23 protein-coding genes are annotated in these 24,367 nt (G+C 67.7%); all 23 read right to left on the reverse strand.

What is annotated here, in order from left to right; all coding sequences use genetic code 11:
• Window positions 1-34 precede the first annotated feature (34 nt).
• Window positions 35-1,246, reverse strand: coding sequence for a methionine adenosyltransferase (gene metK / locus OPF83_RS00630; protein ID WP_264885279.1), 1,212 nt, complete (start codon window positions 1,244-1,246; stop codon window positions 35-37).
• A 97-nt stretch (window positions 1,247-1,343) separates the two neighbouring features.
• Window positions 1,344-2,567 (reverse strand): bifunctional phosphopantothenoylcysteine decarboxylase/phosphopantothenate--cysteine ligase CoaBC, encoded by a 1,224-nt coding sequence (coaBC, locus tag OPF83_RS00635; protein WP_264885280.1) that lies wholly within the window; start codon window positions 2,565-2,567, stop codon window positions 1,344-1,346.
• Between the two features lie 17 nt (window positions 2,568-2,584).
• Entirely contained in the window at window positions 2,585-2,869 is a 285-nt protein-coding gene (rpoZ, locus tag OPF83_RS00640; protein ID WP_061228655.1) for a DNA-directed RNA polymerase subunit omega, read from the reverse strand.
• A 100-nt stretch (window positions 2,870-2,969) separates the two neighbouring features.
• Complete coding sequence (gene gmk / locus OPF83_RS00645) at window positions 2,970-3,569, reverse strand: guanylate kinase (protein ID WP_264885281.1); 600 nt, start codon at window positions 3,567-3,569, stop codon at window positions 2,970-2,972.
• Window positions 3,570-3,576: 7 nt separating this feature from the next.
• Entirely contained in the window at window positions 3,577-3,900 is a 324-nt protein-coding gene (gene mihF, locus OPF83_RS00650; protein ID WP_007631925.1) for an integration host factor, actinobacterial type, read from the reverse strand.
• Window positions 3,901-4,324: 424 nt separating this feature from the next.
• Window positions 4,325-5,179 carry an orotidine-5'-phosphate decarboxylase gene (gene pyrF / locus OPF83_RS00655; protein WP_264885282.1) on the reverse strand — a complete coding sequence of 285 codons (855 nt, stop codon included), beginning with the start codon at window positions 5,177-5,179 and terminating at the stop codon, window positions 4,325-4,327.
• Entirely contained in the window at window positions 5,176-8,538 is a 3,363-nt protein-coding gene (carB, locus tag OPF83_RS00660; RefSeq protein WP_264885283.1) for a carbamoyl-phosphate synthase large subunit, read from the reverse strand. The genes pyrF and carB overlap by 4 nt, the downstream gene beginning before the upstream one ends.
• Window positions 8,538-9,734 carry a glutamine-hydrolyzing carbamoyl-phosphate synthase small subunit gene (carA, locus tag OPF83_RS00665; RefSeq protein ID WP_264885284.1) on the reverse strand — a complete coding sequence of 399 codons (1,197 nt, stop codon included), beginning with the start codon at window positions 9,732-9,734 and terminating at the stop codon, window positions 8,538-8,540. Before carA ends, carB begins: the two co-directional genes overlap by 1 nt.
• Window positions 9,731-10,279 carry a hypothetical protein gene (locus tag OPF83_RS00670; protein WP_264885285.1) on the reverse strand — a complete coding sequence of 183 codons (549 nt, stop codon included), beginning with the start codon at window positions 10,277-10,279 and terminating at the stop codon, window positions 9,731-9,733. Before OPF83_RS00670 ends, carA begins: the two co-directional genes overlap by 4 nt.
• The gene (locus OPF83_RS00675) at window positions 10,276-11,592 is read right to left on the reverse strand and encodes a dihydroorotase (protein WP_264885286.1); all 1,317 of its coding nucleotides are present in this window, start codon (window positions 11,590-11,592) and stop codon (window positions 10,276-10,278) included. The genes OPF83_RS00670 and OPF83_RS00675 overlap by 4 nt, the downstream gene beginning before the upstream one ends.
• Window positions 11,589-12,530, reverse strand: coding sequence for an aspartate carbamoyltransferase catalytic subunit (locus tag OPF83_RS00680; protein ID WP_264885287.1), 942 nt, complete (start codon window positions 12,528-12,530; stop codon window positions 11,589-11,591). Before OPF83_RS00680 ends, OPF83_RS00675 begins: the two co-directional genes overlap by 4 nt.
• Window positions 12,527-13,111 carry a bifunctional pyr operon transcriptional regulator/uracil phosphoribosyltransferase PyrR gene (gene pyrR, locus OPF83_RS00685; RefSeq protein ID WP_264885288.1) on the reverse strand — a complete coding sequence of 195 codons (585 nt, stop codon included), beginning with the start codon at window positions 13,109-13,111 and terminating at the stop codon, window positions 12,527-12,529. The genes OPF83_RS00680 and pyrR overlap by 4 nt, the downstream gene beginning before the upstream one ends.
• A 69-nt stretch (window positions 13,112-13,180) precedes the next feature.
• Window positions 13,181-13,762, reverse strand: a complete 582-nt coding sequence (nusB, locus tag OPF83_RS00690; protein WP_264885289.1) for a transcription antitermination factor NusB — start codon at window positions 13,760-13,762, stop codon at window positions 13,181-13,183.
• A gap of 2 nt (window positions 13,763-13,764) precedes the next feature.
• A complete protein-coding gene (efp, locus tag OPF83_RS00695; RefSeq protein ID WP_264885290.1) occupies window positions 13,765-14,328 on the reverse strand; it encodes an elongation factor P in 564 nt (187 codons plus the stop codon).
• Window positions 14,329-14,403: 75 nt separating this feature from the next.
• Window positions 14,404-15,504 (reverse strand): Xaa-Pro peptidase family protein, encoded by a 1,101-nt coding sequence (locus OPF83_RS00700; RefSeq protein ID WP_264885291.1) that lies wholly within the window; start codon window positions 15,502-15,504, stop codon window positions 14,404-14,406.
• A complete protein-coding gene (gene aroB / locus OPF83_RS00705; RefSeq protein ID WP_264885292.1) occupies window positions 15,501-16,610 on the reverse strand; it encodes a 3-dehydroquinate synthase in 1,110 nt (369 codons plus the stop codon). Before aroB ends, OPF83_RS00700 begins: the two co-directional genes overlap by 4 nt.
• 145 nt (window positions 16,611-16,755) lie before the next feature.
• The gene (locus OPF83_RS00710; RefSeq protein ID WP_264885293.1) at window positions 16,756-17,307 is read right to left on the reverse strand and encodes a shikimate kinase; all 552 of its coding nucleotides are present in this window, start codon (window positions 17,305-17,307) and stop codon (window positions 16,756-16,758) included.
• A complete protein-coding gene (gene aroC / locus OPF83_RS00715; protein WP_309297733.1) occupies window positions 17,304-18,506 on the reverse strand; it encodes a chorismate synthase in 1,203 nt (400 codons plus the stop codon). Before aroC ends, OPF83_RS00710 begins: the two co-directional genes overlap by 4 nt.
• Window positions 18,507-18,564: 58 nt before the next feature.
• Window positions 18,565-19,425, reverse strand: a complete 861-nt coding sequence (locus OPF83_RS00720; protein WP_264885295.1) for a shikimate dehydrogenase — start codon at window positions 19,423-19,425, stop codon at window positions 18,565-18,567.
• Window positions 19,415-20,524, reverse strand: a complete 1,110-nt coding sequence (gene mltG / locus OPF83_RS00725) for an endolytic transglycosylase MltG (RefSeq protein ID WP_264885296.1) — start codon at window positions 20,522-20,524, stop codon at window positions 19,415-19,417. Before mltG ends, OPF83_RS00720 begins: the two co-directional genes overlap by 11 nt.
• A gap of 154 nt (window positions 20,525-20,678) precedes the next feature.
• The gene (ruvX, locus tag OPF83_RS00730; RefSeq protein WP_375546190.1) at window positions 20,679-21,104 is read right to left on the reverse strand and encodes a Holliday junction resolvase RuvX; all 426 of its coding nucleotides are present in this window, start codon (window positions 21,102-21,104) and stop codon (window positions 20,679-20,681) included.
• 89 nt (window positions 21,105-21,193) lie between these two features.
• Window positions 21,194-23,854, reverse strand: coding sequence for an alanine--tRNA ligase (alaS, locus tag OPF83_RS00735; protein ID WP_264885298.1), 2,661 nt, complete (start codon window positions 23,852-23,854; stop codon window positions 21,194-21,196).
• A 231-nt stretch (window positions 23,855-24,085) separates the two neighbouring features.
• The gene (locus OPF83_RS00740; RefSeq protein WP_264885299.1) at window positions 24,086-24,244 is read right to left on the reverse strand and encodes a hypothetical protein; all 159 of its coding nucleotides are present in this window, start codon (window positions 24,242-24,244) and stop codon (window positions 24,086-24,088) included.
• Window positions 24,245-24,367: the final 123 nt, after the last annotated feature.

A 24,367-nucleotide genomic window follows, 5' to 3' on the forward strand; every position in this document is an offset into this window, starting at 1 on the left:
CCTCGCATCCCGCTACGACACGTGAGGATAGGCGTCAGAGCCCAGCCGCCGCGCGCAGTTCGGCGACCCGATCGGTCCGCTCCCACGGCAGGTCGACATCGGTGCGCCCGAAGTGCCCATAGGCGGCGGTCGACGCATAGATGGGGCGCTTCAGGTCGAGGTCACGGATGATCGCGCCGGGACGCAGGTCGAACACCTCGGACACCGCCTGCTGCAGGACCTCGATCCCCACCTTCTCGGTGCCGAAGGCCTCGACGAACAAACCGACCGGAGCGGCCTTACCGATCGCGTACGCCACCTGGACCTCGACCCGCTCAGCGAGCTCCGCGGCCACGATGTTCTTGGCGACCCACCGCATCGCGTACGCGGCCGAACGGTCAACCTTCGACGGGTCCTTGCCCGAGAAGGCGCCGCCACCGTGACGCGCCATGCCGCCGTAGGTGTCGACGATGATCTTGCGACCGGTCAGACCGGCATCACCCATCGGTCCGCCCAGGACGAACCGACCGGTCGGATTGACCAGAAGACGGAAGTCCGAGGTGTCGATCCCGGACGCGGCCTCGGCCAACACCGGCTCGATGACGTGTGCGGTGAGGTCGTCACGCAGGGTGGTCTCGAGGTCGATCCCGTCAGCGTGCTGCGTGGAGATGACGATCGTGTCCAGTCTGACGGCCTTCTCACCGTCGTACTCGATGGTGACCTGGGTCTTGCCGTCCGGGCGGAGGTACGACAGCGTGCCGTTCTTCCGGACCTCGGTCAGCCGACGCGAGAGGCGGTGCGCCAAGGCGATCGGCAGAGGCATCAGCTCCGGGGTGTCCGAGCAGGCGTACCCGAACATCAGTCCCTGGTCGCCGGCGCCCTGACGGGCGATCTCGTCCTCGACGGAGTCCCCCTCGGTGCGTGCCTCGTGAGAGGTGTCCACGCCCTGGGCGATCTCCGGGGACTGCTGTCCGATAGAGATCGAGACGCCACACGAGACGCCGTCGAACCCCTTGTCCGACGAGTCGTAACCGATCTCGACGATCTTGTCCCGGATCAGCTGAGGGATCTCCACGTACCCGGTGGTCTTCACCTCGCCCGCGACATGAACCTGTCCTGTCGTGACCATGGTCTCCACGGCAACCCGGGCCGCCGAGTCCTGCTCCAGCATCGCATCAAGGATCGAGTCCGAGATCGCGTCACAGATCTTGTCCGGATGCCCCTCGGTCACGGACTCGCTGGTGAACAGCCGACGTGCCTGCGTCACTGTAGTTCTCTCTTCCATCGTGGGATCGCGCGCGCTCGCTTGAAGAGCGCGTGGTGCCAGCCTAGTCGGTGCTTCCCGGCGCTCGCCGGCCGGTACTTCAGCGCGAGTGCGCCACAACCGCGTCCAGGATGCGAGCGGCGAGAATGTCCTTGCTCCCGGGCTCGACTCGCGACTCCGCGCCGGTGGAGTCGAGGATCCAGCCCGCGTTCTGGTCCTGCCCGAACGTCTTGTCCCGTCCGACCTCGTTGACGACCAACAGGTCGCAGCCCTTCCTGGCCAGCTTCGCACGACCGTGGTCCAGGACGGAGCCCGACGCGTCGCCCGTCTCGGCCGCGAACCCGACGAGTACGCACGACTGAGGGACGCCGCCTCCACGGCGCGCCGAGACCAACTCGGCGAGGATGTCGGGGTTCCGTTCGAGCCTGATCTCGGCCGGCTCGTCGTCACTGCCCTTCTTGAGCTTCGAATCAGAGACGCTGCTCGGGCGGAAGTCGGCGACGGCTGCAGCCTTGATCACCACGTCCGCTGATGCGGCGGCGCGGAGAGTCTCGTCTCTGAGTTCGCGGGCCGAGTCGATGTGGATCGCGGTGACGGCCGGAGGCACCGGAAGATCGGATGACGTCAGGAGGGTCACCTCGGCGCCCCGTGCGGCCGCCAGTGCTGCGAGGGCGTGGCCCTGCTTCCCCGAACTGCGGTTTCCGAGGAACCGCACGGGGTCGATCTCCTCGCGGGTGCCACCCGCGGTCACCACGACGTGTTTTCCGTCCAGGTCCCACGGCAGGGTGCCCCCGTCGAGGAGCAACCAGGCGAGGCGGGCGATATCAGCGGGCTCGGGAAGTCTCCCGGCACCGGTGTCCGCCCCGGTCAGGCGTCCCCGTGCAGGCGGCATAACATGCACTCCGTCGCCCCGGAGGGTGTCGACGTTGCGACGAGTGGCGGGGTGCTCCCACATCTCGGTGTGCATCGCAGGAGCCAGCAGTACCGGGCACCGGGCGGTGAGAAGTGTCGACGTGAGGAGATCGTCAGCCCGCCCCGTCGCGGCACGGGCGAGCAGGTCGGCAGTCGCGGGTGCGATCACGACGAGGTCCGCCTTCTGCCCGAGGGCGACGTGGCGGACGGAAGGCACGTCCGAGAAGACGTCCGTGAAGACCGGGTGTCCGGACAGTGCCTCGAAGGTGGCGGCTCCCACGAAGTGGAGAGCAGCCTGGGTGGGGACGACGTCGACGTGACAGCCGGACTCGGTCAGTAACCGAATGAGACCGCAGGCCTTGTAGGCGGCGATGCCGCCGCCGACTCCGACGACAACGCGCTGGCGGCTCATGTCGTCCCCAGGGGCGGTCACTCGCCCTCGGCGCAGTCGAGGAGGTCGGAGTGGAGTTCGCGCAGCGCGATCGTCAGCGGCTTCTCGTGCAGACCGGGATCGACCAGCGGGCCGACGTATTCGAGGATGCCCTCTTCGATCTGGTTGTAGTACGAGTTGATCTGACGCGCGCGCTTGGCGGCGAAGATCACGAGAGCGTACTTCGAGGACGCCCGCTCGAGTAGCTCATCGATCGGGGGGTTGGTGATGCCGATCGGGGTGTCGTACAGCGGGGTGGCCGCTGCAGCTTCGGTGGTGGCCACTATGGGTTCTCCTCAATGAATCTGAGCCGCGTTCGGGCTCAACGGTGTCGATGAGCGGCGGGTGCCGGACCCTGTCATCGACAAGATCCGGCAATCGACGCTAGCCGACCAGCAATGATACCAACTTGTCCACCGCGGTTTCGAGTTCGTCGTTGACGACGATCTCGTCGAACTCGCCCCGGGCGTCCATCTCGACCTTGGCGGTCTCGAGGCGGCGGGTGACGACGTCGTCGGGTTCGGTGCCCCGACCACGGAGTCGCTGCTCGAGAACGTCCCACGACGGCGGTGAGAGAAAGACGGTCCGACCCTCGGGGATGGACTGCCGGATCTGACGGACGCCCTCGAGATCCACCTCGACCAGAACAGGTCGTCCCTCGTCGAGCGCTCTCCGGACCGGTTCCGCGGGCGTGCCGGACAGCTGGAGCCCACTGTGGATCTCCGCCCATTCGAGCATGCGGCCGTCGTTGATCGCGTCCCTGAACTCATCCAGTGACACGAAGAAGTAGTCGTGTCCGTCGACTTCACCGGGACGCGGGTCCCTGGTGGTCATCGAGACACTGAAATACAGGTCCGGCACGCGCTCGCGAAGGCGGGCGACAACGGTTGACTTACCGACGGCAGAGGGGCCGGCCAAGACGATCAGCCGGCCCCTCTTCGCCGTCGCCTCCGGGGTGTTACCACCGGATGACGGTGCGTTCATACGTCGATCAGTCGACCGTGAAGTCGAACCGCTCGAGCAGTGCGCGGCGCTGGCGGTCGCCGAGGCCGCGCAGGCGGCGCGTGGGCGCGATCTCAAGCTCGGTCATGATCTCCTGAGCCTTGACCTTGCCAACCTTCGGCAGAGCCTCGAGCAGCGCGGAGACCTTCATCTTGCCAAGGATCTCGTCGCTCTCGGCGTCCTTGAGAACCTGCTTGAGGTCGGTACCGCCACGCTTCAGGCGCTCCTTGAGCTCAGCCCGGGCACGACGGGCCGCAGCCGCCTTCTCCAGAGCAGCGGCACGCTGCTCATCGGTCAACTGGGGAAGGGCCACAATTCCTCCGTCTCGTTCGTGTGTGTCTCATGACTCACGCGGGAGTCCAACGTAGGACACCGGCGTGTGGTGTGCGGTGACCGTCCCCGGCGCGTCCACAGTGTCGTGTGGGTCGAACCGGGAGCGGGCACTCCCTCGTACTCACCGTACCCGGGCGTTCCCGCCTCTCTCGCGAGGGGCGGAGACCGCGTCGGGCCTGATGACCTCAGCAACAGTACGCGGACGAATAGTCGCGTACCCGCACCGGGTCCCCCTGTGGAACCCCGCCTGACATGCGATTTGACGTGTTGAGGTTAGAGGCAGACTAACCCCGCATGCCCGCTGGTGCCACGCGAAACGCCTGAAAACAACGTCTCGACGGCAACTCGGTGCACCAGCAGTGCGTAACGCGAGTGATCGGTGTGATTCCAGGGATCAGCGGTGTTCAGGTGGTGTCGGCGAACCGGTACTGGGTCGTCAGTGCCGACACGACCGCACGCATCTCACCCACGTCCGGACCGGCCCTCAACACATGTCGAGAGATGTTGGCGAGAGTGTCGGGAAGAGCCGGTCCCGCGATACGCCGGACATCCGCGAGGGTTCCCCCCTGCTCCCCCACCCCCGGCATCAACACGGGACCGGACAATCCGTCGAGTCGCGGAGGGTCGGAGACCGTGGCTCCGACGACGACACCGAAGGATCCTCCACCGCGTCCGAACGCCTCCGTGTTCCGGCGCCCGATCTCGTCGATGACGGTCTGAGCGACAGTCCCACGCTCCCCCGTCGAGGTCTGGAGCTCTCCTGCTTCCGGGTTCGAGGTACGGGCCAACACGAACAGTCCCCTACCCGAGTCCGCAGCAGCGTCGAACGCCGCGTCCAATGCGCCGACGCCCAGGTAGGGAGAAACGGTCAACGCATCGCAGGCGAGCGGGGATCCGTCGGCCAGCCATGCGCGGGCGTACCCCGCCATGGTCGACCCGATGTCCCCCCGCTTCGCGTCGGCGATGGACAGTGCGCCGAGCTCACCGATGGAGGAGAGCACGTCCTCGAGAACCGCGATACCTGCGGAGCCGTGCTCCTCGAAGAATGCGACCTGGGGTTTGATCGCCGGCACGAGATCGCCGAAAGCGTCCAACGCCAGGCGGGAGAACCGGGCGAGCCCCGCGGGGCTGACCTCGAGTCCCCATGCCTCCAGCAGCGCCGGATGGGGATCGATTCCCACGCACAGGTTTCCCCGGTCGGCCACGACGGACCGGAGTCGGGCCCCGAACGGGGCCCGACTCCCATCTGATCCGGTCATCGGTTCGCGAACTCCGCGTGCAGCTGCTGCAGCGGGCTCACCGTCACGTCTCCCCGCTGCATCGCCTCGATGCCGTGAACTGCTGCGGTGGCCCCCTGGACAGTTGTGACGCACGGGATCCGACGATTGATCGCCGCAGACCGGATCTCGTACCCGTCCGCGCGCGTACCGCCGGTCGACGACGCGATGTTGAGCACCAGGTCGACCTCGTCGGCGTTGATCCGGTCCACGATGGTCGGCACCGGGTTCCCCTCGGCATCGACCGGGCCGGCACCGGTCTCCGTCAGCTTCGCCACGGTCTCGCACTCGATCCCGTAGCGACGGAGCATGAGGGCGGTGCCCTCGGTGGCGAGGACGGTGAACCCGAGCGCGGCGAGCCGCTGGGCAGGGAAGACCATCGACCGCTTGTCGCGGTTCGCCACCGAGATAAACACCGTCCCCGACGTGGGCAGCACGCCCTCGGCGGAGAGCTGGCCCTTCGCGAACGACACGGCGAAGTTGGGGCTGATCCCCATGACCTCTCCGGTTGACTTCATCTCAGGGCTCAGGAGTGAGTCGACGGCGTCTCCCTCCGGGGTGCGGAACCGGTTGAACGGGAGGACGGCTTCCTTTACCGCCACCGGGGCGTCGGCCGGGAGTGAGCCGCCGTCGCGGTCGGACGGGATGAGACCGTCGGCGCGCAGGTCAGCGATCGTCTCGCCCATCATTATCCGGGAACAGGCCTTGGCCAGATGGACCCCCGTGGCCTTGGAGACGAAGGGGACGGTGCGGCTGGCGCGCGGGTTGGCCTCGAGAACGTACAGGATGTCGTCTTTGATGGCGTACTGGACGTTCATCAGTCCCTTGACCCCGATGCCGAAGGCCAGAGCCTCGCTCGACTTGCGGACGCGGTCGATGTCGTCCTGTCCGAGGGTGATCGGCGGGAGTGCACACGCGGAGTCGCCGGAATGGATGCCGGCCTCCTCGATGTGCTCCATCACGCCGCCCAGGTAGACCTCCTCGCCGTCGCAGAGCACGTCGACATCGATCTCCACGGCGTCGTCGAGGAAGCGGTCGACGAGAACCGGCCGGTCCGGGCTGATCTCGGTGGCCCTGTCGATGTAGGACCGGAGCGACGCCTCGTCGTACACGATCTCCATGCCGCGGCCGCCAAGGACGTAGCTCGGACGCACCAGGACGGGGTAACCGATGTTGGCGGCGATCTCGGTCGCCTCGTCGGCGTTGATGGCCGTGCCGAAGGCGGGTGCGGGGAGTCCGGCCTTGACCAGGACCTCACCGAACTCGCGACGGTCCTCCGCGAGATCGATGGCGGACGGGCTGGTCCCGACGATCGGGACACCGGCGTCCTCGAGCTGCGCGGCAAGTCCCAGCGGGGTCTGGCCGCCGAGCTGGACGAGCACACCGGCAACGGTTCCGGACTCCGACTCCGCGTGGTAGACCTCCATGACGTCCTCGAACGTCAGGGGCTCGAAGTAGAGTCGGTCGGCCGTGTCGTAGTCCGTCGAGACCGTCTCCGGGTTGCAGTTGACCATGACGGTCTCGTAGCCGGCCTCGGACAGGGTCAGCGCGGCGTGCACACACGAATAGTCGAACTCGATGCCCTGGCCTATCCGGTTCGGACCGGACCCGAGGATGATGACCTTCTCGCGCTCGGTCTGCGGAGCCACCTCGGACTCCGCCGCGGGATCGAGCTCGTAGGTCGAGTAGTGGTACGGGGTCTTCGCCTCGAACTCGGCCGCGCAGGTGTCGACGGTCTTGTAGACCGGCCGTACACCGAGACGGTGACGGAGCCGCTGAACGCCCTCCGCGCCGGCGAACTCCGGCCGCAGTGCCGCGATCTGGGCGTCGGACAGGCCGTTGTGCTTGGCCCGACGCAGCAGCGGCTCATCGACAACGGGGGCGTCGATGATCTCCGCACGGAGTTCGAGGAGCGCCGCGACCTCCTCGATGAACCACGGGTCGATCGACGACGCCTCGTGGACCTGCTCGACCGTCGCACCGAGGCGCAGGGCGAGCTCCACGTCGTACATGCGTCCCTCGGTGGGGCGCCGCAGGTCGTCCAGGACCGCGGCGAGGTCGGTGGACCGCCCCGGTGCGATCGACTCGTCGGGCAGGGTCCAGAACCCGGCGGCCTTCGTCTCCAGCGACCGCATCACCTTTCCGAGTGCCTCGCGGTAGTTGCGACCGAGGCTCATGGCCTCACCGACCGACTTCATGGTGGTGGTGAGCGTGTCGTCGGCGCCGGGGAACTTCTCGAAGGCGAATCGCGGGGCCTTGACGACGACGTAGTCGAGGGTCGGCTCGAAGCACGCGGGGGTCTCGCCGGTGATGTCGTTGGTGATCTCGTCCAGGGAGTAGCCGATGGCCAGCCGGGCGGCGATCTTGGCGATCGGGAAACCGGTCGCCTTGGACGCGAGCGCGGACGAGCGCGAGACGCGCGGGTTCATCTCGATGACGATGAGGCGGCCGTCCGCGGGGTTGATCGCGAACTGGATGTTGCATCCGCCGGTGTCCACACCGACCTCACGGATGATGGCGATCCCGAGGTCGCGCATGTTCTGGAACTCACGGTCGGTGAGCGTCATAGACGGGGCTACGGTGACGGAGTCACCCGTGTGGACGCCCATCGCGTCCACGTTCTCGATCGAACAGATGACCACGACGTTGTCCTTGTTGTCGCGCATCAGCTCGAGCTCGTACTCCTTCCACCCGAGGATCGACTCCTCGATGAGCACGTTCGCGGTCGGTGACGCGGCGAGTCCGCCGCCGGCGATCCGCTCGAGGTCCTCGGTGGTGTACGCCATGCCCGAGCCGAGGCCACCCATGGTGAAGGAGGGACGGACGACGACGGGCAGTCCGAGCTCGGCGACGGTCGCGTGGACCTCGTCCATTGTGTGGCACACGGCGCTACGGGCGGACTGGCCACCCACGCTGGCGACGATGTCCTTGAACATCTGCCGGTCCTCACCGCGGTTGATCGCGGGGATGTCGGCACCGATCAGTTCGACATCGTGCTTGGCGAGGATTCCCTGCGCGTCGAGCTGCATCGCCGCGTTGAGTGCGGTCTGACCACCGAGGGTGGCGAGGACGGCGTCGATGGGGTGCCCGTCGGCGGCTTCTTTGGCGAAGATCTTGTCGATGTACTCGGGAGTGATCGGCTCGACATAGGTGGCGTCGGCGAACTCCGGATCGGTCATGATCGTGGCGGGGTTCGAATTGACCAGAGTGACGCGGAGTCCCTCCGCCCGGAGAACCCGGCACGCCTGGGTACCGGAGTAGTCGAACTCACAGGCCTGGCCTATCACGATCGGGCCGGAGCCGATGACGAGGACGTGATTGATGTCTGTGCGGCGGGGCATCAGAGAGCGCCCTTTCTGGTGTCTGCGGAACCGAGCAGGTCGACGAAGCGGTCGAAGAGGTCGGCGGCGTCGCGGGGACCCGCGGCGGCCTCGGGGTGGTACTGGACGGAGAACGCGGTCCCGTCGGTGAGGGCGACGCCCTCGACGGTGCCGTCGTTGGCGCACGTGTGGGTGACGGTCGCGGTGCCCCACGGCGTCTCCCATGTCTCGGACTCGGGGGCGCGCAGTGCGAAACCGTGGTTCTGGGAGGTGATGGCCACATTGCCGGTGGACTTTTCGATGACCGGGATGTTCGTCCCTCGGTGACCGAAGGTCATCTTGTAGGTCTCCAGGCCGAGTGCACGGCCGAGGATCTGGTTCCCGAAGCAGATCCCGAAGAACGGGATGCCCTGGCTCAAGACCTCCTTGGTGAGGTGCACCGCCGCGTCGGCGGTCGCCGGGTCACCGGGGCCGTTCGAGAGGAAGAAGCCGTCGACGTCCAGGTCGAGTACGTCCTCGAGCGTCGACGAGGCGGGGATGACGTGGACCCGGATGCCGCGCTCGGCGAGCATGCGCGGGGTGTTGGACTTGATCCCGAGGTCTAGGGCGGCCACGGAGTAGCGCGCCTTGCCGTCCTTGGGCTCGACGACGTAGGTCTCGTCGGTCGTGACCTCGTCCGAGAGCGACAGACCCGCCATAGGTTCCTGGGCCCGGACCGCGGCGAGCATGGTCTCGTCGTCGGACACGTCGTCGCCGGAGAAGATGCCGGCCTTCATCGCGCCGGAATCCCGGATGTGACGGACCAGTGCACGGGTGTCGATATCGGCGATGCCGATCGCGCCCTGGGCGGTCATCTCCTCGTCGAGGGTGCGCTCCGCGCGATGGTTGGAGGCCCGGCGGGACAGATCGCGGATGACCAGGCCGGCCACCCAGATCTTGCCGCCGCGGTCTTCACCGTCGAGGAGCGACTCCCCGTCCTCGTCGTTCCATCCCGTGTTCCCGATCTGGGGCGCGGTGGTGACGACGATCTGGCGGCAGTACGACGGGTCGGTCAGGGTCTCCTGGTAACCGGACATCGCGGTGGTGAAGACCGCCTCCCCGAGAGTGGTACCGGTCGCACCGAACGCGGTTCCCCGATGGATCCGTCCGTCCTCGAGGACGAGGACGGCGGGTACACGTCCTCCCCTGGTCTCCGGTGTGCTGGTCTGCGTCGTCATTGGTTCTCCTCGGTGCTGGAGGTGGGGATGCCTGTGGTGTCGGAGGCACCGGCGTCGCCGCGGAGCGCCTCCCAGCGCTGGTAGTCGTCTTTGTCGTCGGCCCGGAAACCGGAGTCGATCAGCGTGTGTCCCTCGGTGGACGCGACCTGCCACCGGGCGACGAGGATCCCGCCACCCGGGACGGTTTTGTTCGCCAGGGCGGAGGCCCGTCGGACGTCGACGAGGCTCTCACGTGGGATCCACACGTCGTCGGTCGCCAGCTCGAGCAGGAGGCCACCGGTGTACGCCGTGAAGGTGGCCGCGGACCGGTGCCCCAGGGGCGCCCGGGCGATCCGTGCCTGCCAGTCCCCCGCGACGGTGCTCCCGACGTAGACGCCGGACAGCGGTCCCAGGACGAGAGCGCCGGGATCCGCGGGTGCAGCGGGCAGGGACTCGAAGAGGGAGCCCTGTCGTCGGATTCGATTGCGCCAGCCCAGCGTCATCAGGCCGATGGCCACGAGGACGAGTGCCACGGCGATGGTGGCGGTCCAGAAGTCCTGACTCATGCGATCACCTCACCGTTTCTGGTCGTCACACGGCCGCGGTAGATCGTGCCGACGACACGCGCGGAGAAGGTCATGCCCTCGTAGGGGGTGTTGGCGGAGAGGCTGGCGAGCTCGTCGCCGATGACTGTCCATGACGAGTCGGGGTCGACGACGGCGAGGTTCGCGGGCTCCCCGACCTCGATCGGTCGACCCTGGTCGGTCAGTCCCGCGATCTCGGCGGGGCGGACGCTCATGACCCGGGCGAGATCCCGCCAGGTCATGTCTCCGGTCTCGACGAGCAGTGCCGCGACGATCGGCAGTGCGGTCTCCAGACCGAGCATGCCCGGTCGGGCGGCCGCGAACTCGCAGCACTTCTCCTGGGCCGCGTGCGGAGCGTGGTCGGTGGCCACGCAGTCGATCACGCCGCTGACGAGCGCTGCACGTAGTGCCCGTGCGTCCTTCGCCTCGCGCAGCGGCGGGTTGACCCGGTACACACCGTCGTAGGTCTCGAGCTTCGAGTCGTCGAGGAGCAGGTGGTGTGGGGTGACCTCGGCGGAGATGGAGATGCCCTGGTCTTTGGCCCATTTCAGGAGCTCGACCGTGCCGGTCGTCGAGGCGTGGCAGATGTGGACCCGGGCCCCTGCGTCTCGTGCGAGGATCGCGTCACGGGCGACGATGGACTCCTCGGCGGACCGGGGCCACCCGGTCAGGCCGAGTCGAGCCGCGGTGGGCCCCTCGTGGGCCACGGCCCCCTTGGTGAGCCGGGGCTCCTCCGCGTGCTGAGCGATGAGCACGCCCAGACCGGCGGAGTACTCGAGCGCCCGGCGCATGATCAACGGGTCGTACACGCACATCCCGTCGTCGGAGAAGACGCGTACCCCTGCTGCCCCGGCGGCCATCTGGCCCATCTCGGTGAGCTGCTCGCCCTTGAGACCGACCGTCACCGCGCCGACCGGATGCACCGCACACAGTCCCACCTCCTGACCGATCCGCCACACGGAATCGGTCACGGTCTGGTTGTCCTGCGGAGGCTGGGTGTTGGCCATGGCGAAGACCGCGGTGTAGCCGCCCAGGGCAGCCGCGGCTGAGCCGGAGGCGATCGTCTCGGTGTCCTCACGGCCCGGCTCGCGGAGGTGGGTGTGGAGATCAACGAATCCGGGGAGGAGCACCGAACCGCCCAGATCGTGGACCTCGGTGTCGGTCGGGGCAGCTGCGCCGGCGTCGGCGCCGATCGCGGCGATCAGGCCGTCGCGGATCAGGACATCAACAGGGTCACCCTCGCCGTACGGTCGTACGTTTCGGAGAAGTAGGCCGGGGGCCTCGGTGTGGGTCACTCGCTGATTCCTTCCGTAGCGACAAGAGTGTGCAGCAGGACCGACATGCGGACGTGGACGCCGTTCGTCACCTGCTGGATGACCGCTGACGACGGCGCGTCCGCGACGTCGAACCCGATCTCCATCCCCCGGACCATCGGACCCGGGTGGAGTACCACCACGTCGTCCCGCAGCCGGGCGGCCCGCTGCGGGCCGAGCCCGTACCGCACGGCGTACTCGCGCTGCGAGGGGAAGAACCCGCCGTTCATGCGCTCGGCCTGGACGCGCAGCATCATCACGGCGTCGGCACCGGGAAGTTCCGCGTCCAGATCGGTGGACGCGCGGCACGGCCACTCATCGATGCCCACCGGGAGCAACGTCGGTGGTGCGACGAGGACCACCTCGGCACCGAGGGTCGACAATAGGAGCGCGTTGGAGCGGGCGACGCGGGAGTGCAGGATGTCGCCGACGATCACGACCCGGCGTCCCTCGATGCCTCCCAGTCGCTCGCGGAGGGTCATGGAGTCGAGCAGAGCCTGGGTGGGATGCTCGTGCATTCCGTCGCCGGCGTTGATCACCGAGGGACCGATCCCGTCCGGGGCGACCCACGAGGAGATCTGCTGGGCCGAGCCCGATGCGGGGTGACGCACGATCAGGGCGTCGGCACCGATCGCGGTGAGGGTCAGCGCGGTGTCGCGCAGTGACTCGCCCTTCTGGACCGAGGAGGCGCTGGCGGAGACGTTGATCACGTCGGCGCTCATCCACTTCCCCGCGGTCTCGAACGACACACGTGTCCGGGTCGAGTTCTCGTAGAAGACGGTGAGGACGGTCTTGCCCCGCAGTGTGGGCAGCTTGCGGACCTCGCGGCCGAGGAGCGTCTCCTTGAGCCGGCCGGCCTCATCCAGGATCGAGGTGGCCGTCTCCCGGTCGAGGTCGGCGGCGGAGAGCAGGTGCTTCATGAGTTCTCCTCCGGATCATGACGATGGAGGAACACCGCGTCGTGACCATCGACTTCGGTCAGTTGGACCGAGACGCCCTCCTCGCGCGAGGTGGGGACGTTCTTGCCGACGTAATCTGCTCGGATCGGCAGTTCGCGGTGGCCCCGGTCGACCAGGACAGCGAGCTGCACTCGAGCCGGCCGTCCGAGATCGCGCAGGGCATCGAACGCCGCCCGGATCGTTCTCCCGGAGAACAGGACGTCGTCGACGAGGATGACCGTCGCGCCGTCGATGCCCTCGGCGGGAACGCGGGTCGGTCCCATGGGCCTGTGCGGCCCGCCGGCCAGGTCGTCCCGGTACAGGGTGACGTCCAGGGAGCCGGCGTGGACATCTGCGCCACTGAACTCCCGGATCCGTTCCGCCAGTCGTCCGGCGAGCGGGACTCCCCTGGTCGGGATGCCGAGGAGCACCACCTGGCCGGAATCCGGAGAATCCGCAGCGGTGCGCTCGATGATCTGATGGGCCAGGCGGGAGACCGTCCTGGCCACGTCGTCGGACGTGAAAAGTGACACCACGTTCGTTTCCGAACCGTCAGCGTTCACCGATCACCACCTCCTTGTCCGCCTCACTGGACGGCTCGTTAAAGGGATAGCTATCGATACCGAACTCTATCAGTCTGCCGACGGGGCTCCCGGTTCATCCGGCGTGGTCTCGGACACGTCCGAAGCGGTCGAATCGGACGCGTCGGAAGCGGCCGGATCGGACGCGGGGGTCTGCAGCGACGAGACCGCCTTCTCCGCCGCCCGGATGTGCTCGGCGAGCCCCGCCACACGGTCGAGTACCGCGTTGACATACGGCACCGACTTCTCGGCGGACAGGTCGGCGACCAGGAGCACGGACTGGTCAATCACGATCGCCGAATCGACCTCGGTGGGAGCGAACAGGAGCTCCCACGCACCTGCTCTGAGGACGGCCCGATCCACGGCCGGGAGACGTTCGAGAGTCCATTCGCGCAGGTTCTCGGCGATCATCGAGTCCAGCCGGTCGAGGCGTTCCGCCACTCCGGTGACGATCTCCATCGTGTAGGGGGCTACGTCGTGGAACTCCTGCGACTGCTCGCCCATCTGGCGCCGCTCCTCGGCGAGACCCACGACGTCGGCGTCGCGGAGCTCGGCCTCGAAGAGCAGGGAGACCGCGCGCCGTCGAGCCCGATACCGGGAGCCCCGACGCCGGTGATCGAAGTCTTCCGACATGATCAGTCGTTCACCCGGCTGAGGTAGTGACCGTCACGGGTGTCGATGCGGAGCTTGTCACCGGTGTTGATGAAGAGCGGGACCTGGACCTCGGCACCGGTCTCGAGAGTGGCGGGCTTGGTGCCACCGGTCGAGCGATCACCCTGCAGGCCGGGGTCGGTGTGCTGGACGACGAGGTCCACGGCGACCGGCATGTCGGCGAACAGTGCGACACCCTCGTTGAAGGACACCTGGACGCTGGTGTTCTCGAGGAGGAAGCGGGCGCCGTCGCCCATGACCGCCGGAGAGACGTTTATCTGGTCGTAATCCTGCTCGTCCATGAGGACGTAGTCCTCGCCGTCGCGGTACAGGAAGGTCATGTCGCGACGATCGACCGTCGCGATCTCGACCTTGACGCCCGCACTAAAGGTCTTGTCGACGTTCTTGCCGGTGACGACGTTTTTGAGCTTGGTCCGTACGAACGCCGGTCCCTTACCGGGCTTGACGTGCTGGAACTCGGTGATCTGCCAGAGCTGACCCTCCTCCTTGAGGACGAGGCCGTTCTTGAAATCGGCGGTGGACGCCATGGTCGGTGCTCCTTCGAGAGTCGTCCGCCCGCGGCCTGGCAGGGCCAGCGCGGGCGCGGTCGTGGATCGAGGCCGTCAGAGCGTGCTGAAGGCCTTCGAGGTTGTCGTCAGGGATCGACCGCCGCCGACGGAGACGGCCACGGTGTCCTCGATTCGGATCCCGCCGAGCCCCGGGATGTAGATTCCGGGCTCGATGGTGATCACATCGCCGTCGAACAGTGTACTCGTCGACCCGGTCGACACCGCGGGCGCTTCGTGCACGTCCAGCCCCACACCGTGCCCCAGGGAGTGACCGAAGAAACCGCCGAACCCCTCGGCCTCGATGATGTCGCGACTGACCCCGTCCAGATCAGCACATCCGAGTCCGGGCCGAACCGCCTCGACACCCGCGAGCTGGGCGCGCAACACGACCTCGTAGGCCCGGACGAGACGATCTGGGGCCTGCCCGATCGCCACGGTCCGTGTGCAGTCCGACGCGTATCCGTCGACCATCGCGCCGAAGTCGACCACCACGAGGTCTCCAGCCTCCAGGACACGGTCGCCGGGCACATGATGAGGAAGGGCACCGTTGGGGCCAGAGGCCACGATCGTCTCGAAGGCCACACCGTCGGATCCCGCCCGCCGCATCGCGTGCTCGAGATCCGCGGCCACGTCACGTTCGGACCTGCCCGCCGTGATCAGTCCCGACGCCAGCATGTGGGTCCAGGCGCGATCGAGCACGGCGCAGGACTTCTCGATGAGCCCCAGCTCGACCTCGTCCTTCCGTCGGCGGACCCCTTCGATCACCCCGCTGGTCTCGATGACCGGCGCGTCGACTGATCCGACCTCGGCGAGCGCACTACGGAGGGCCGCTGCCGCGCTCAGCGTGAGATCGTCGGCCTCGACGGCGACCGGTGCGTCCCCGGTGCCACGTCGCCGGCCGAGGACGCCGGACACGTACTCGCGGGTGATCACGTGGCCGACGTCGGGAGCCTGCTCGACGACCTGCAGCTCGTACCGGGAGTCGGTGGCGAGTACCGCCTCGCCGTCGGCGTCGACCAGAAGTGCCCCGGCCGAGCCACGGAATCCGCTGAGGTAGCCGATGTTACGCAGGTCGGTGACGACCATCGCCTCTGCTCCGACGGACTGCAGGGCCTGAGCGACAGCACGGCGGCGGTCGGCGAACCGGCCCGTCACAGCAGCACTCCCCCGCCGCCTGACGTGTGGCCCTCCGAGATGGCGGCGTACGCCGCGGTCATCAGGGAGGCATCCGGAGCCTCCATCCGGGACGGCTTGGCCAGACCGTCGAGCACGACCAGGCGGAGGTAACCGGAATGGTTCTTCTTGTCGCCGGCCATCAGCTCGAGCAGCCGCGGGAAGGCGTCGTCGTCATACCCGGTCGGGAGGCCGAGCGCGGCGAGGACCGACGCGTGACGGTCCGCGGTCGCGTCGTCGAGGCGGCCGGCGAGCCGGGCGAGCTCGGCCACGAAGCACATTCCGACACTGACCGCAGCGCCGTGACGCCAGCGGTACTGCTCGCGCCGTTCCACGGCATGGGCGAGGGTGTGACCGTAGTTGAGGATCTCGCGCAGGCCCGACTCCTTGAGGTCCTGTCCGACCACGTCTGCCTTGACCTGGACGCTTCGACGGATGAGTTCGACGATCACCTCACCGCTCGGATCGAGGGCCGCCTCGGGATCGGCCTCGATGAGGTCGAGGATCTCCGGGTCCGCGATGAAGCCGCACTTGACGACCTCCGCCATCCCCGAGATGAGCTCGTTGCGGGGGACCGTCTCGAGTGTCGCCGTGTCGATGAACACCGCGGCGGGCTCGTGGAAGCTGCCGACGAGGTTCTTGCCCGCGTCGGTGTTGATGCCGGTCTTACCGCCGACTGCGGCATCCACCATCGCGAGCAGTGTGGTGGGGATGTGGATGACCCGGACACCCCGCATCCAGGTGGCGGCGACGAAACCGGCGAGATCTGTGGCCGCACCGCCTCCGAGACTGACCACGGTGTCCTTGCGATTCACCCCGATCTTGCCCAGGACGTCCCAACAGAAACCCGCCACCGCGAGGTCCTTCCCGGCCTCCGCGTCAGGGATCTCGATGCGGTGGGCGTTGACGCCGGCCTTCTCGAGTTCCTCCCTCAGCGCCTCGGCGGTCTGCGCCAGTGGGGGCTGGTAGAAGATCGCCACGCTCCGCGAGGACGAGCACGCCTCGATGATCTCGGGGAGCAGTCCGCGCCCGATGACGACCGGATACGGCGACTCGGAACGCACCTCCACGATCGCGGGTTCGGTCATGCTCGGATCCTGACTCATCTCATGCTCCCGGTCATCGTTGGTCGCCCTTCTCGGGCTGGGTGTCCCATGTGTTCTTGTGGACGGTCCTGCTCCCCGCCGGAGTCGGACGCCGACGACCCGTGTGGGGGTCGGCTGGTGCGTCCGCTCATGAACGTCCGTCGGCGCCTCTCAGGTGGGGGTCGCCCGACTCGATTCTGTCGACGATCTCCGACACCACCTTGCCGGAACTCCGACGTTCCGTGCTGACAGTGGTCCAGGCGACCTCGCGGTAGAGCGGCGCACGTTCGGTCAGCAGCGCCTGATAGCGGGCTGTCGCATCGCCTCCGGCGAGCAGCGGGCGCCCCAAGCCCCGTGACCTCTTGACGCCCTCGGCCACACCGATCGTCAGGTGGACCACCCGCATCCCACGCAGCCGCTCGCGCGTGACCGGAGACAGAACCGCTCCCCCTCCGAGAGACAGGACTCCGTCGAACGACCCGAGGGTCTCCCCGATGACGCGCTCCTCGATACGACGGAATCCCGCTTCGCCGTCGGCCTCGAAGATCTCCGGGATCGAACGACCGTCGACGTCCACGATCAGGTGGTCGGCGTCGAGGAACGGTACCTCTAGTCTCCTGGCGAGCTTGCGCCCGATGGTGGTCTTTCCGGCGCCGGGCGGCCCTACGAGGACGGCGACCGGTCGGGCCGGGTCGCTCATGCGGATTCCGTCGGCCAGTCCAGTCGCGCGGCGACCGCGGCGCGGTATCCCTCGACGTTGCGTCGGGTCTCCGCCAGTGAGTCGCCACCGAACTTCTCGAGTGCGGCACGGGCCAGCACGAGCGCGACCATCGACTCGGCCACGACGCCCGCTGCCGGGACGGCGCAGACATCGGATCGCTGGTGGATCGCCGTGGCAGCGGAGCCGTCGGCCATATCGACGGTGCTCAGGGCGCGAGGAACGGTGGAGATCGGCTTCATCGCCGCGCGCACGCGGAGAGGCTGGCCGTTGGTCATGCCGCCCTCGAGGCCGCCGGCACGGTTGGAGCGACGATCGACCCCGTCCGCACCACGATCCATCTCGTCGTGGGCGACACTCCCCCGCCGACGAGCCGTCTCGAAGCCGTCGCCCACCTCGACGCCCTTGATCGCCTGGATGCCCATCAGCGCTGCGGCGAGCTGTGCGTCGAGTCGCTCGTCGCCCGACACGTGAGAGCCGAGTCCGATCGGGAGCCCGTGGACGACGACCTCCACGACACCACCGAGGGTATCGCCGGCCTTCTTTGCGGATTCGATCTCCGCGATCATGGACTGTCCCGCGGCCTCGTCGAAAGCGCGAACGGGGCTCGCGTCGATCGCCTCGAGGTCGTCGAATGTGGGCTCGGGCCCCACGTAGGGCTCGGACGCCCCGATCGAGATCACGTGTGACAACACCTCGACACCGAGAACATCCCGCAGGACCGCGCGGGCGACGGTCCCGGCAGCGACGCGGGCGGCGGTCTCACGGGCGCTCGCCCGCTCGAGGATCATCCGAGCGTCGTCGAAGCCGTACTTGAGCATTCCGGAGAAGTCGGCGTGACCGGGCCGCGGGCGCGTCAGCAGAGCAGCCCTGGCCTTGTCGTCGATCGAGTCGGGATCGACCGGGTCGGCAGACATGATCTGCTCCCACTTCGGCCACTCGGTGTTGCCGACCTCGATCGCGATCGGCGACCCCATGGTCCTTCCGTGACGCACGCCTCCGAGCACACGCACCGCATCTGCCTCGAACTTCATCCTGGCGCCACGGCCGTACCCGAGACGACGACGGGCGAGCTGCGAGGCGATCTCGTCACTCGTCACCTCGATGTCGGCGATGACGCCCTCGATGATCGCCACGAGGGCCTGGCCATGGGATTCTCCGGCGGTGGTCCACTTCAGCACGTGCCCGATCATCCCACGTCGGCGCGGACCGTGGCACATCAGGCCCGTCGGACCCACCTCAGCGGCCGAGAGCCTCCGAGAGCGCGGTGGCCATCGCGGACTTCGGCGCAGGCAGACCTGTGAAGAGTTCCACCTGACCGAATGCCTGGTTGAGCAGCATCACGTCGCCGCCGACCACGGGTGTCCCCTCAGCTGCGGCGACCGAACCGGCCGTGGTCGGCCACGGGTCGTACAGGACGTCGAACAGGCGTCTCGCACGCCTCACCAGATGAACGAGGTCGCCCACGCCCGGCTCGGGAACTGTGTTGATCAGCACGTCGGCGCTCTCGATCTCGTCGAGGAGTCGGGAGTCGTCGAGAAGGTAGCTCGCGACCCGGAGTCCGAACTGCTCTCCGCAGGCGATCGCCGGGCCCGCATTGTCCCGGCGTGAAGCGAGAACCACCCGCGTCGAACCCAGGTGCGCCAATCCGGCCAGTACGGGCCTTGAGGTACCGCCCACCCCCAGGATGACGGCTGACGGCGATGGCGGTAGGTCTCCGAACGCGGCGAGAGCACCGACCACGCCGTCGATATCTGTGCAGTCGGCGAACCAGCCCTCGCCGCGTCGGACGAGAGTGTTGGCACTTCCGACGATGCGGGCGCGTTCCGAGACCTCCGCGGCGTGCTCGAGAGCTGCGAACTTACCGGGCATCGTGACCGAATAGCCGATCCGATGCTCGGGGGAAGCGTCGACCAGGAACGGTAGCCGTTCTCCGTCACAGTCGATCCGCTCGTAGGTCCACCCCACGAGCCCGAGGGCCGTGTAGGCGGCGCCGTGGAGCACTGGAGACAGGGAATGGTCGACAGGATGGCCGAGGACCGCCGCCGAGCACGGACCGCCCGAGGATGGTCGGGCGTGAGTTGGGGCCTCAGCGCCCACTGGCCAGCACCCCGTTCGCGATGGCCTCACTCTGATTGCGTTCGTGTTCCGGGTACTCGTCCGCGAAGCGGGTCGTTCCCTGCATGTCGACGGTGACGAAGTACAACCAGGCTCCCGGTGCCGGGTTCTCCATCGCGCGCAGTGCGTCGAGTCCCGGTGAACCGATCGGACCGTACGGCAGTCCGTCCATAGCATAGGTGTTCCAGGGGTTGGTGTCCGCGCGTGCCGCGTCGGTCGTCGCGATCTCCTGATCGGCGAGGGTGTAGTTGACGGTGGAGTCGAACTGTAGGCGCATCGGTTCGGCGAGACGGTTGAGGATCACCCTCGCCACCTTGTCGAAGTCCTCAGAGGTGCCCTCCTTCTCGACCAGCGACGCGGAGGTGACCACCTGATACGGCGACAGGCCGATCTGCTCGGCCGAGGCGACCAGTCCGGTGGAGTCGTACGAGGCCGCCGACGACGAGACGAGTTCGCGCAGAATCTCCACGGGCTCGGTCCTGGGGTCGATGTTGTGAACACCGGGAGAGATCAGACCCTCGAGTCGGCGGACCGGATCGGGTGCGGCCTGCACCTCATTGATCGCCCATGACGGGACGCCCAGAGCCGCCGGGTCGGTCTGGACAGCGGCGTCGACGATCTCCTGTGGTTGCCGGCAGGTGGCCGGGTTCTCCGGAGCGTCGAGGTCCCGCAGGCAGGTGGCCTCGGCGATGAGCGTGAAGATGCCCTTCTCCGTGGATCCACCCACCACGACGGTGTCCAGGAGTCGCCCGCCCGGTTTGATCTCGAGGAAGCCGACCCGGTTCTGCGGATCGGAGAGCGCTTTCACGGCCGAGTCGGCGCTCATCTCCTCCTGCACCTGGTAGAAGCCGGGTTGGATTCCTTCGACCGAGGTCCCCGACGCCGCACTGACGAATGCCCGGGTGCTGGCGATGGCCCCCACGTCGTAGAGGCGGTCACCGACCTGGCCGAGCGTGTCTCCCTGTTCCACGTGCAGCAGTGCGTTCCCGGTTCCCTGTCCCTCGAAGTCGGGAGCCGGAGCGATCTCCGCGTTGAGATTGCGGAACAGCATGAAACCGAAGGCCAGAATGACCCCGATCACGGCAGCAAGTAGTAGGAAGCGTGTGGTGCCTCCGGTGCGTGGTCGTCCTCGTGCCGCAGACATCGCGCTCCTCGGTCGGGGATACAGGGAACCGCCCAAGGGGCAGCATCGTGCTCGGCGGCGAGTTTATCCAGCACTCACCGCCTTCAGTCGGTCATCGGCGGGCGTGCCGCGACTCCATCCAGGCCTGCAGCAGGACAACGGCGGCCGCTTGGTCGATCACATCCCGTTGTTTGCGGGTGTTACGGCCTGCACCGTGGAGCGCCGCACCGGCGGTGACGGTGGTCAGACGCTCGTCGACGAACTCGACCGGGAGGTCGGGCGACGTGGCGTTCAGTGACTCGACGAACGAGCGGGCCATGCCGGTCGACGCGGTCTCGCGGCCCTTGAGAGATCGGGGAAGTCCCACGATCACCGCGACCGCGTCGTATTCCTCGACGAGCTCGAGGACCCGACGCAGCTCGGCGGTCCAGGAGGGTGCGCCGTCGGCCACGCGGATCGTCTCTACAGGTGTTGCGAGAATCCCATCGGGATCGCAGGAGGCGACACCGATACGGGCGGTGCCCACGTCCAGCCCCAGTCGTCGTCCCCTAGTCCAGCCGGGAGGAGACCCCTCGGACGGGGCGGAACCGACGGCGTCGCTGCTGCCGTCGATGCCCGAGCCCGGCGTCACAGGGCGTCCCGCACGGCCTCACGGAGCGCGGATACGGCAGTGTCGATCCCGGTCGGATCCGAACCCGCGCCCTGCGCCATGTCGGGCTTTCCGCCACCGCGCGCCCCGAGAGCCGGGGCGATCGACTTGACGAGATCTCCGGCCTTGAGGCCGCGGTCCTGGGCCGCGGAACTCACCGCGATGACGAACGGGACCTTGTCCGCCCCCGGAGCGGTGAGCAGCACGACCCCGGCATCGGAGCCGAGCCTGCCCTTGAGATCCGAGGCGAGGGTACGCAGGTCACCGGCGGCTGCGCCGGGGGCGTTGTGTGCGAGGAACCGGATGCCCCCGAGATCCTCGGACTCGGCGACGAGCGTCGCGGCCTGGGAGGCGAGTTGTGCTGCGCGCATCGACTCGAGGGACTTCTCGGTCTCACGGAGCTTCGCGGTGAGCGCCGCGATACGGTCCGGCAGTTCGTCGGTCGGCGCCTTGAGCGAGGCGGCGAGCCCGGAGACGAGGGCCCGCTCCTTGGCCTGGTGACGGTAGGCGTCCATTCCGACGTACGCCTCGACGCGGCGGATGCCGGAACCCACCGACGACTCGCCGAGCAGGCTCACGGGACCGATCTGCGCCGACGTGGCGACGTGGGTGCCACCGCAGAGCTCCATGGAAAAGGGACCGCCGATCTCCACGACGCGGACGGTTGAACCGTAGTTCTCGCCGAACAGCGCCATGGCCCCCATGCGCTTGGCCTCGTCCAGCGACGTCTCCACCGTGTTGACGGTGTAGTCGGCGTCGACCGCTGCGTTGGTGACCTCCTCGATCTGGGCGAGGACGTCCCCGGGGATCGCCCCGGTCCAGTTGAAGTCGAAGCGCATGTAGCCGGGCTTGTTCAGCGATCCGGCCTGGACCGCCTCCGGGCCGAGGATCTGACGCAGTGCGGCGTGAACGAGGTGCGTCGCCGAGTGTCCCTGCGTCGCACCCTTGCGCCAGTCACGGTCCACGGCTGCGGTCACGAGCTGGCCGGCCTCGGCCTGACCACCGGTCACCACGCCCTTGTGGACCCACAGCTTCTTGCCGATCTTCTGCACGTCGTCGACCCGCATCTGGAACCCGGCGGTCGAGATGAGACCCCGGTCGCCGATCTGCCCACCTGACTCGGCGTAGAACGGCGTGCGGTCGAGGAGGAACTCGACCTCGTCGCCCTCGGTGGCCACGGGGACAGACGCGCCCCCGGAGATGATGCCCAGCAGGGTGCCCTCGTCGGTGAGGTCCGTGAACCCGGTGAACACGGTCTCCCCCGCGTCCAGGAAATCCCGGTACACCGACAGGTCGGCGTGAGCGTGCTTCTTGGCCTGCGAGTCCGCCTTGGCCCGCGCGCGCTGTTCTGCCATGAGCGAGCGGAAGCCCTCCTCGTCCACCTGCAGGCCGGCCTCGGAAGCCATCTCCAGGGTGAGATCGATCGGGAAACCGTGGGTGTCGTGCAGCGCGAACGCCTGGCTGCCCGAGAGCACCGCCGCCCCGGATCCGCGGGCGTCCTCGGCAGCCCGCTCGAACAGCTGGGTGCCGGACTCGAGGGTCTTGAGGAATGCGGTCTCCTCGGCCACCGCGATGCGCTCGATCCGCTCGTAACCGGCAACGGTCTCGGGGAACGACGGCCCGATCGCGTCACGCACGGTGGCCATGAACTGTGCCATCGTCTCCTGCGAGGCACCGAGTAGCCGGACGGACCGCACGATGCGGCGGAGCAGACGTCGGAGAATGTACCCACGGCCCTCGTTGCCGGGGGTCACGCCGTCCGAGATGAGCATGTACGCGGTCCGGGCGTGGTCTGCGATCACACGGAAACGCACATCAGCGGCACTGTCCGCGCCGTACTTCGCACCGGACAGCCGCTCGGCGGTGTCGATGACCGGACGCAGCAGATCCGTCTCGTAGACGTTCTCGACCCCCTGCAGAAGGAACGCGACACGCTCCACGCCCATACCGGTGTCGATGTTCTGTTTCGGGAGCGGCCCGAGGATCTCGAAGTTGTCCTTACCGGTGCCCTCGCCGCGCTCGTTCTGCATGAACACGAGGTTCCAGATCTCGATGTAGCGGTCCTCGTCCGCTTCGGGTCCGCCCTCCACCCCGTACTCCGGCCCACGGTCGTAGAAGATCTCCGAACAGGGCCCACACGGTCCGGGAATACCCATGGACCAGTAGTTGTCGGCCATGCCACGACGCTGGATTCGCTCTTCCGGGACACCGATCACGTCTCGCCAGATACCGAAGGCCTCGTCGTCGTCGAGATACACGGTGACCCACAGCAGCGCCGGGTCGATCCCGAACCCTCCGGCGTCTACGGACGAGGTGAGCAGCGACCACGCGTGGCGGATCGCCCCCTCCTTGAAGTAGTCACCGAACGAGAAGTTGCCGGCCATCTGGAAGAAGGTGTTGTGGCGGGTCGTGATGCCCACCTCCTCGATGTCGAGGGTGCGGACACACTTCTGTATGGAGGTGGCGGTGGCGTACTCGGGGGATTCCTGACCGAGGAAGTACGGCTTGAACGGCACCATGCCCGCGTTCACGAACAGCAGGTTGGGATCGTCGAGCACCAGCGACGCACTGGGGACCTCGGTGTGTCCGGCCTTGACGAAGTGGTCGAGAAAACGGCGACGGATCTCATGGGTCTGCACTGGCAAGCCTCGCTGGGTCTACTGAAGGGGATGTCCGGCCCACCAGACTACCGCCGGGGCCCGCCCGCCCTCGCGGGAGCCTGATCAGCCGGGGCGCCCCGACCGGCAAGTGTGGAGAACATCCGGTGTGGAGAACATCCGGTGCGGAGAACAGCTGCACGCACAAAGGGCCGGGCGCGTATCCGACTGGCCGGAGACGCGCCCGGCCCCTCAGCCGGTGACAGCAGGGTGTCAGCGCGGCATCGGGGGCAGGGTGATGCCGAAGTTCTGGGCAGTGATGAACGCCTCGGGCGGGAGCAGGCCCATGCTGTGGGCCGCGGTGCCCCAGACACCGATCGAGGTGGCGAACCCGACTGCCGTCGAGACGAGATAGGTCAGAAAACCGCCCATGATTCCTCCGGGAGAGTGTGGTTACGCAGTGCCCGGTCAGACACCTGCCCTCCAGCGTCACACAGTTTTCAGCAAGTTGACAGGGATTCCCCGACAATTCAAGGCCCTCAACTGCAGTGATAC

The organism is Dietzia sp. NCCP-2495 (assembly GCF_026011735.1).
Taxonomy (GTDB): domain Bacteria; phylum Actinomycetota; class Actinomycetes; order Mycobacteriales; family Mycobacteriaceae; genus Dietzia.

Coding starts and splice junctions, on each gene's coding strand:
- coaBC (WP_264885280.1), bottom strand. CDS start 2,567: ATGAGCCGCCAGCGCGTTGTCGTCGGAGTCGGCGGCGGCATCGCCGCC.
- gmk (WP_264885281.1), bottom strand. CDS start 3,569: ATGAACGCACCGTCATCCGGTGGTAACACCCCGGAGGCGACGGCGAAG.
- pyrF (WP_264885282.1), bottom strand. CDS start 5,179: ATGACCGGATCAGATGGGAGTCGGGCCCCGTTCGGGGCCCGACTCCGG.
- carB (WP_264885283.1), bottom strand. CDS start 8,538: ATGCCCCGCCGCACAGACATCAATCACGTCCTCGTCATCGGCTCCGGC.
- carA (WP_264885284.1), bottom strand. CDS start 9,734: ATGACGACGCAGACCAGCACACCGGAGACCAGGGGAGGACGTGTACCC.
- OPF83_RS00670 (WP_264885285.1), bottom strand. CDS start 10,279: ATGAGTCAGGACTTCTGGACCGCCACCATCGCCGTGGCACTCGTCCTC.
- OPF83_RS00680 (WP_264885287.1), bottom strand. CDS start 12,530: ATGAAGCACCTGCTCTCCGCCGCCGACCTCGACCGGGAGACGGCCACC.
- nusB (WP_264885289.1), bottom strand. CDS start 13,762: ATGTCGGAAGACTTCGATCACCGGCGTCGGGGCTCCCGGTATCGGGCT.
- efp (WP_264885290.1), bottom strand. CDS start 14,328: ATGGCGTCCACCGCCGATTTCAAGAACGGCCTCGTCCTCAAGGAGGAG.
- aroB (WP_264885292.1), bottom strand. CDS start 16,610: ATGACCGAACCCGCGATCGTGGAGGTGCGTTCCGAGTCGCCGTATCCG.
- OPF83_RS00710 (WP_264885293.1), bottom strand. CDS start 17,307: ATGAGCGACCCGGCCCGACCGGTCGCCGTCCTCGTAGGGCCGCCCGGC.
- OPF83_RS00740 (WP_264885299.1), bottom strand. CDS start 24,244: ATGGGCGGTTTTCTGACCTATCTCGTCTCGACGGCAGTCGGGTTCGCC.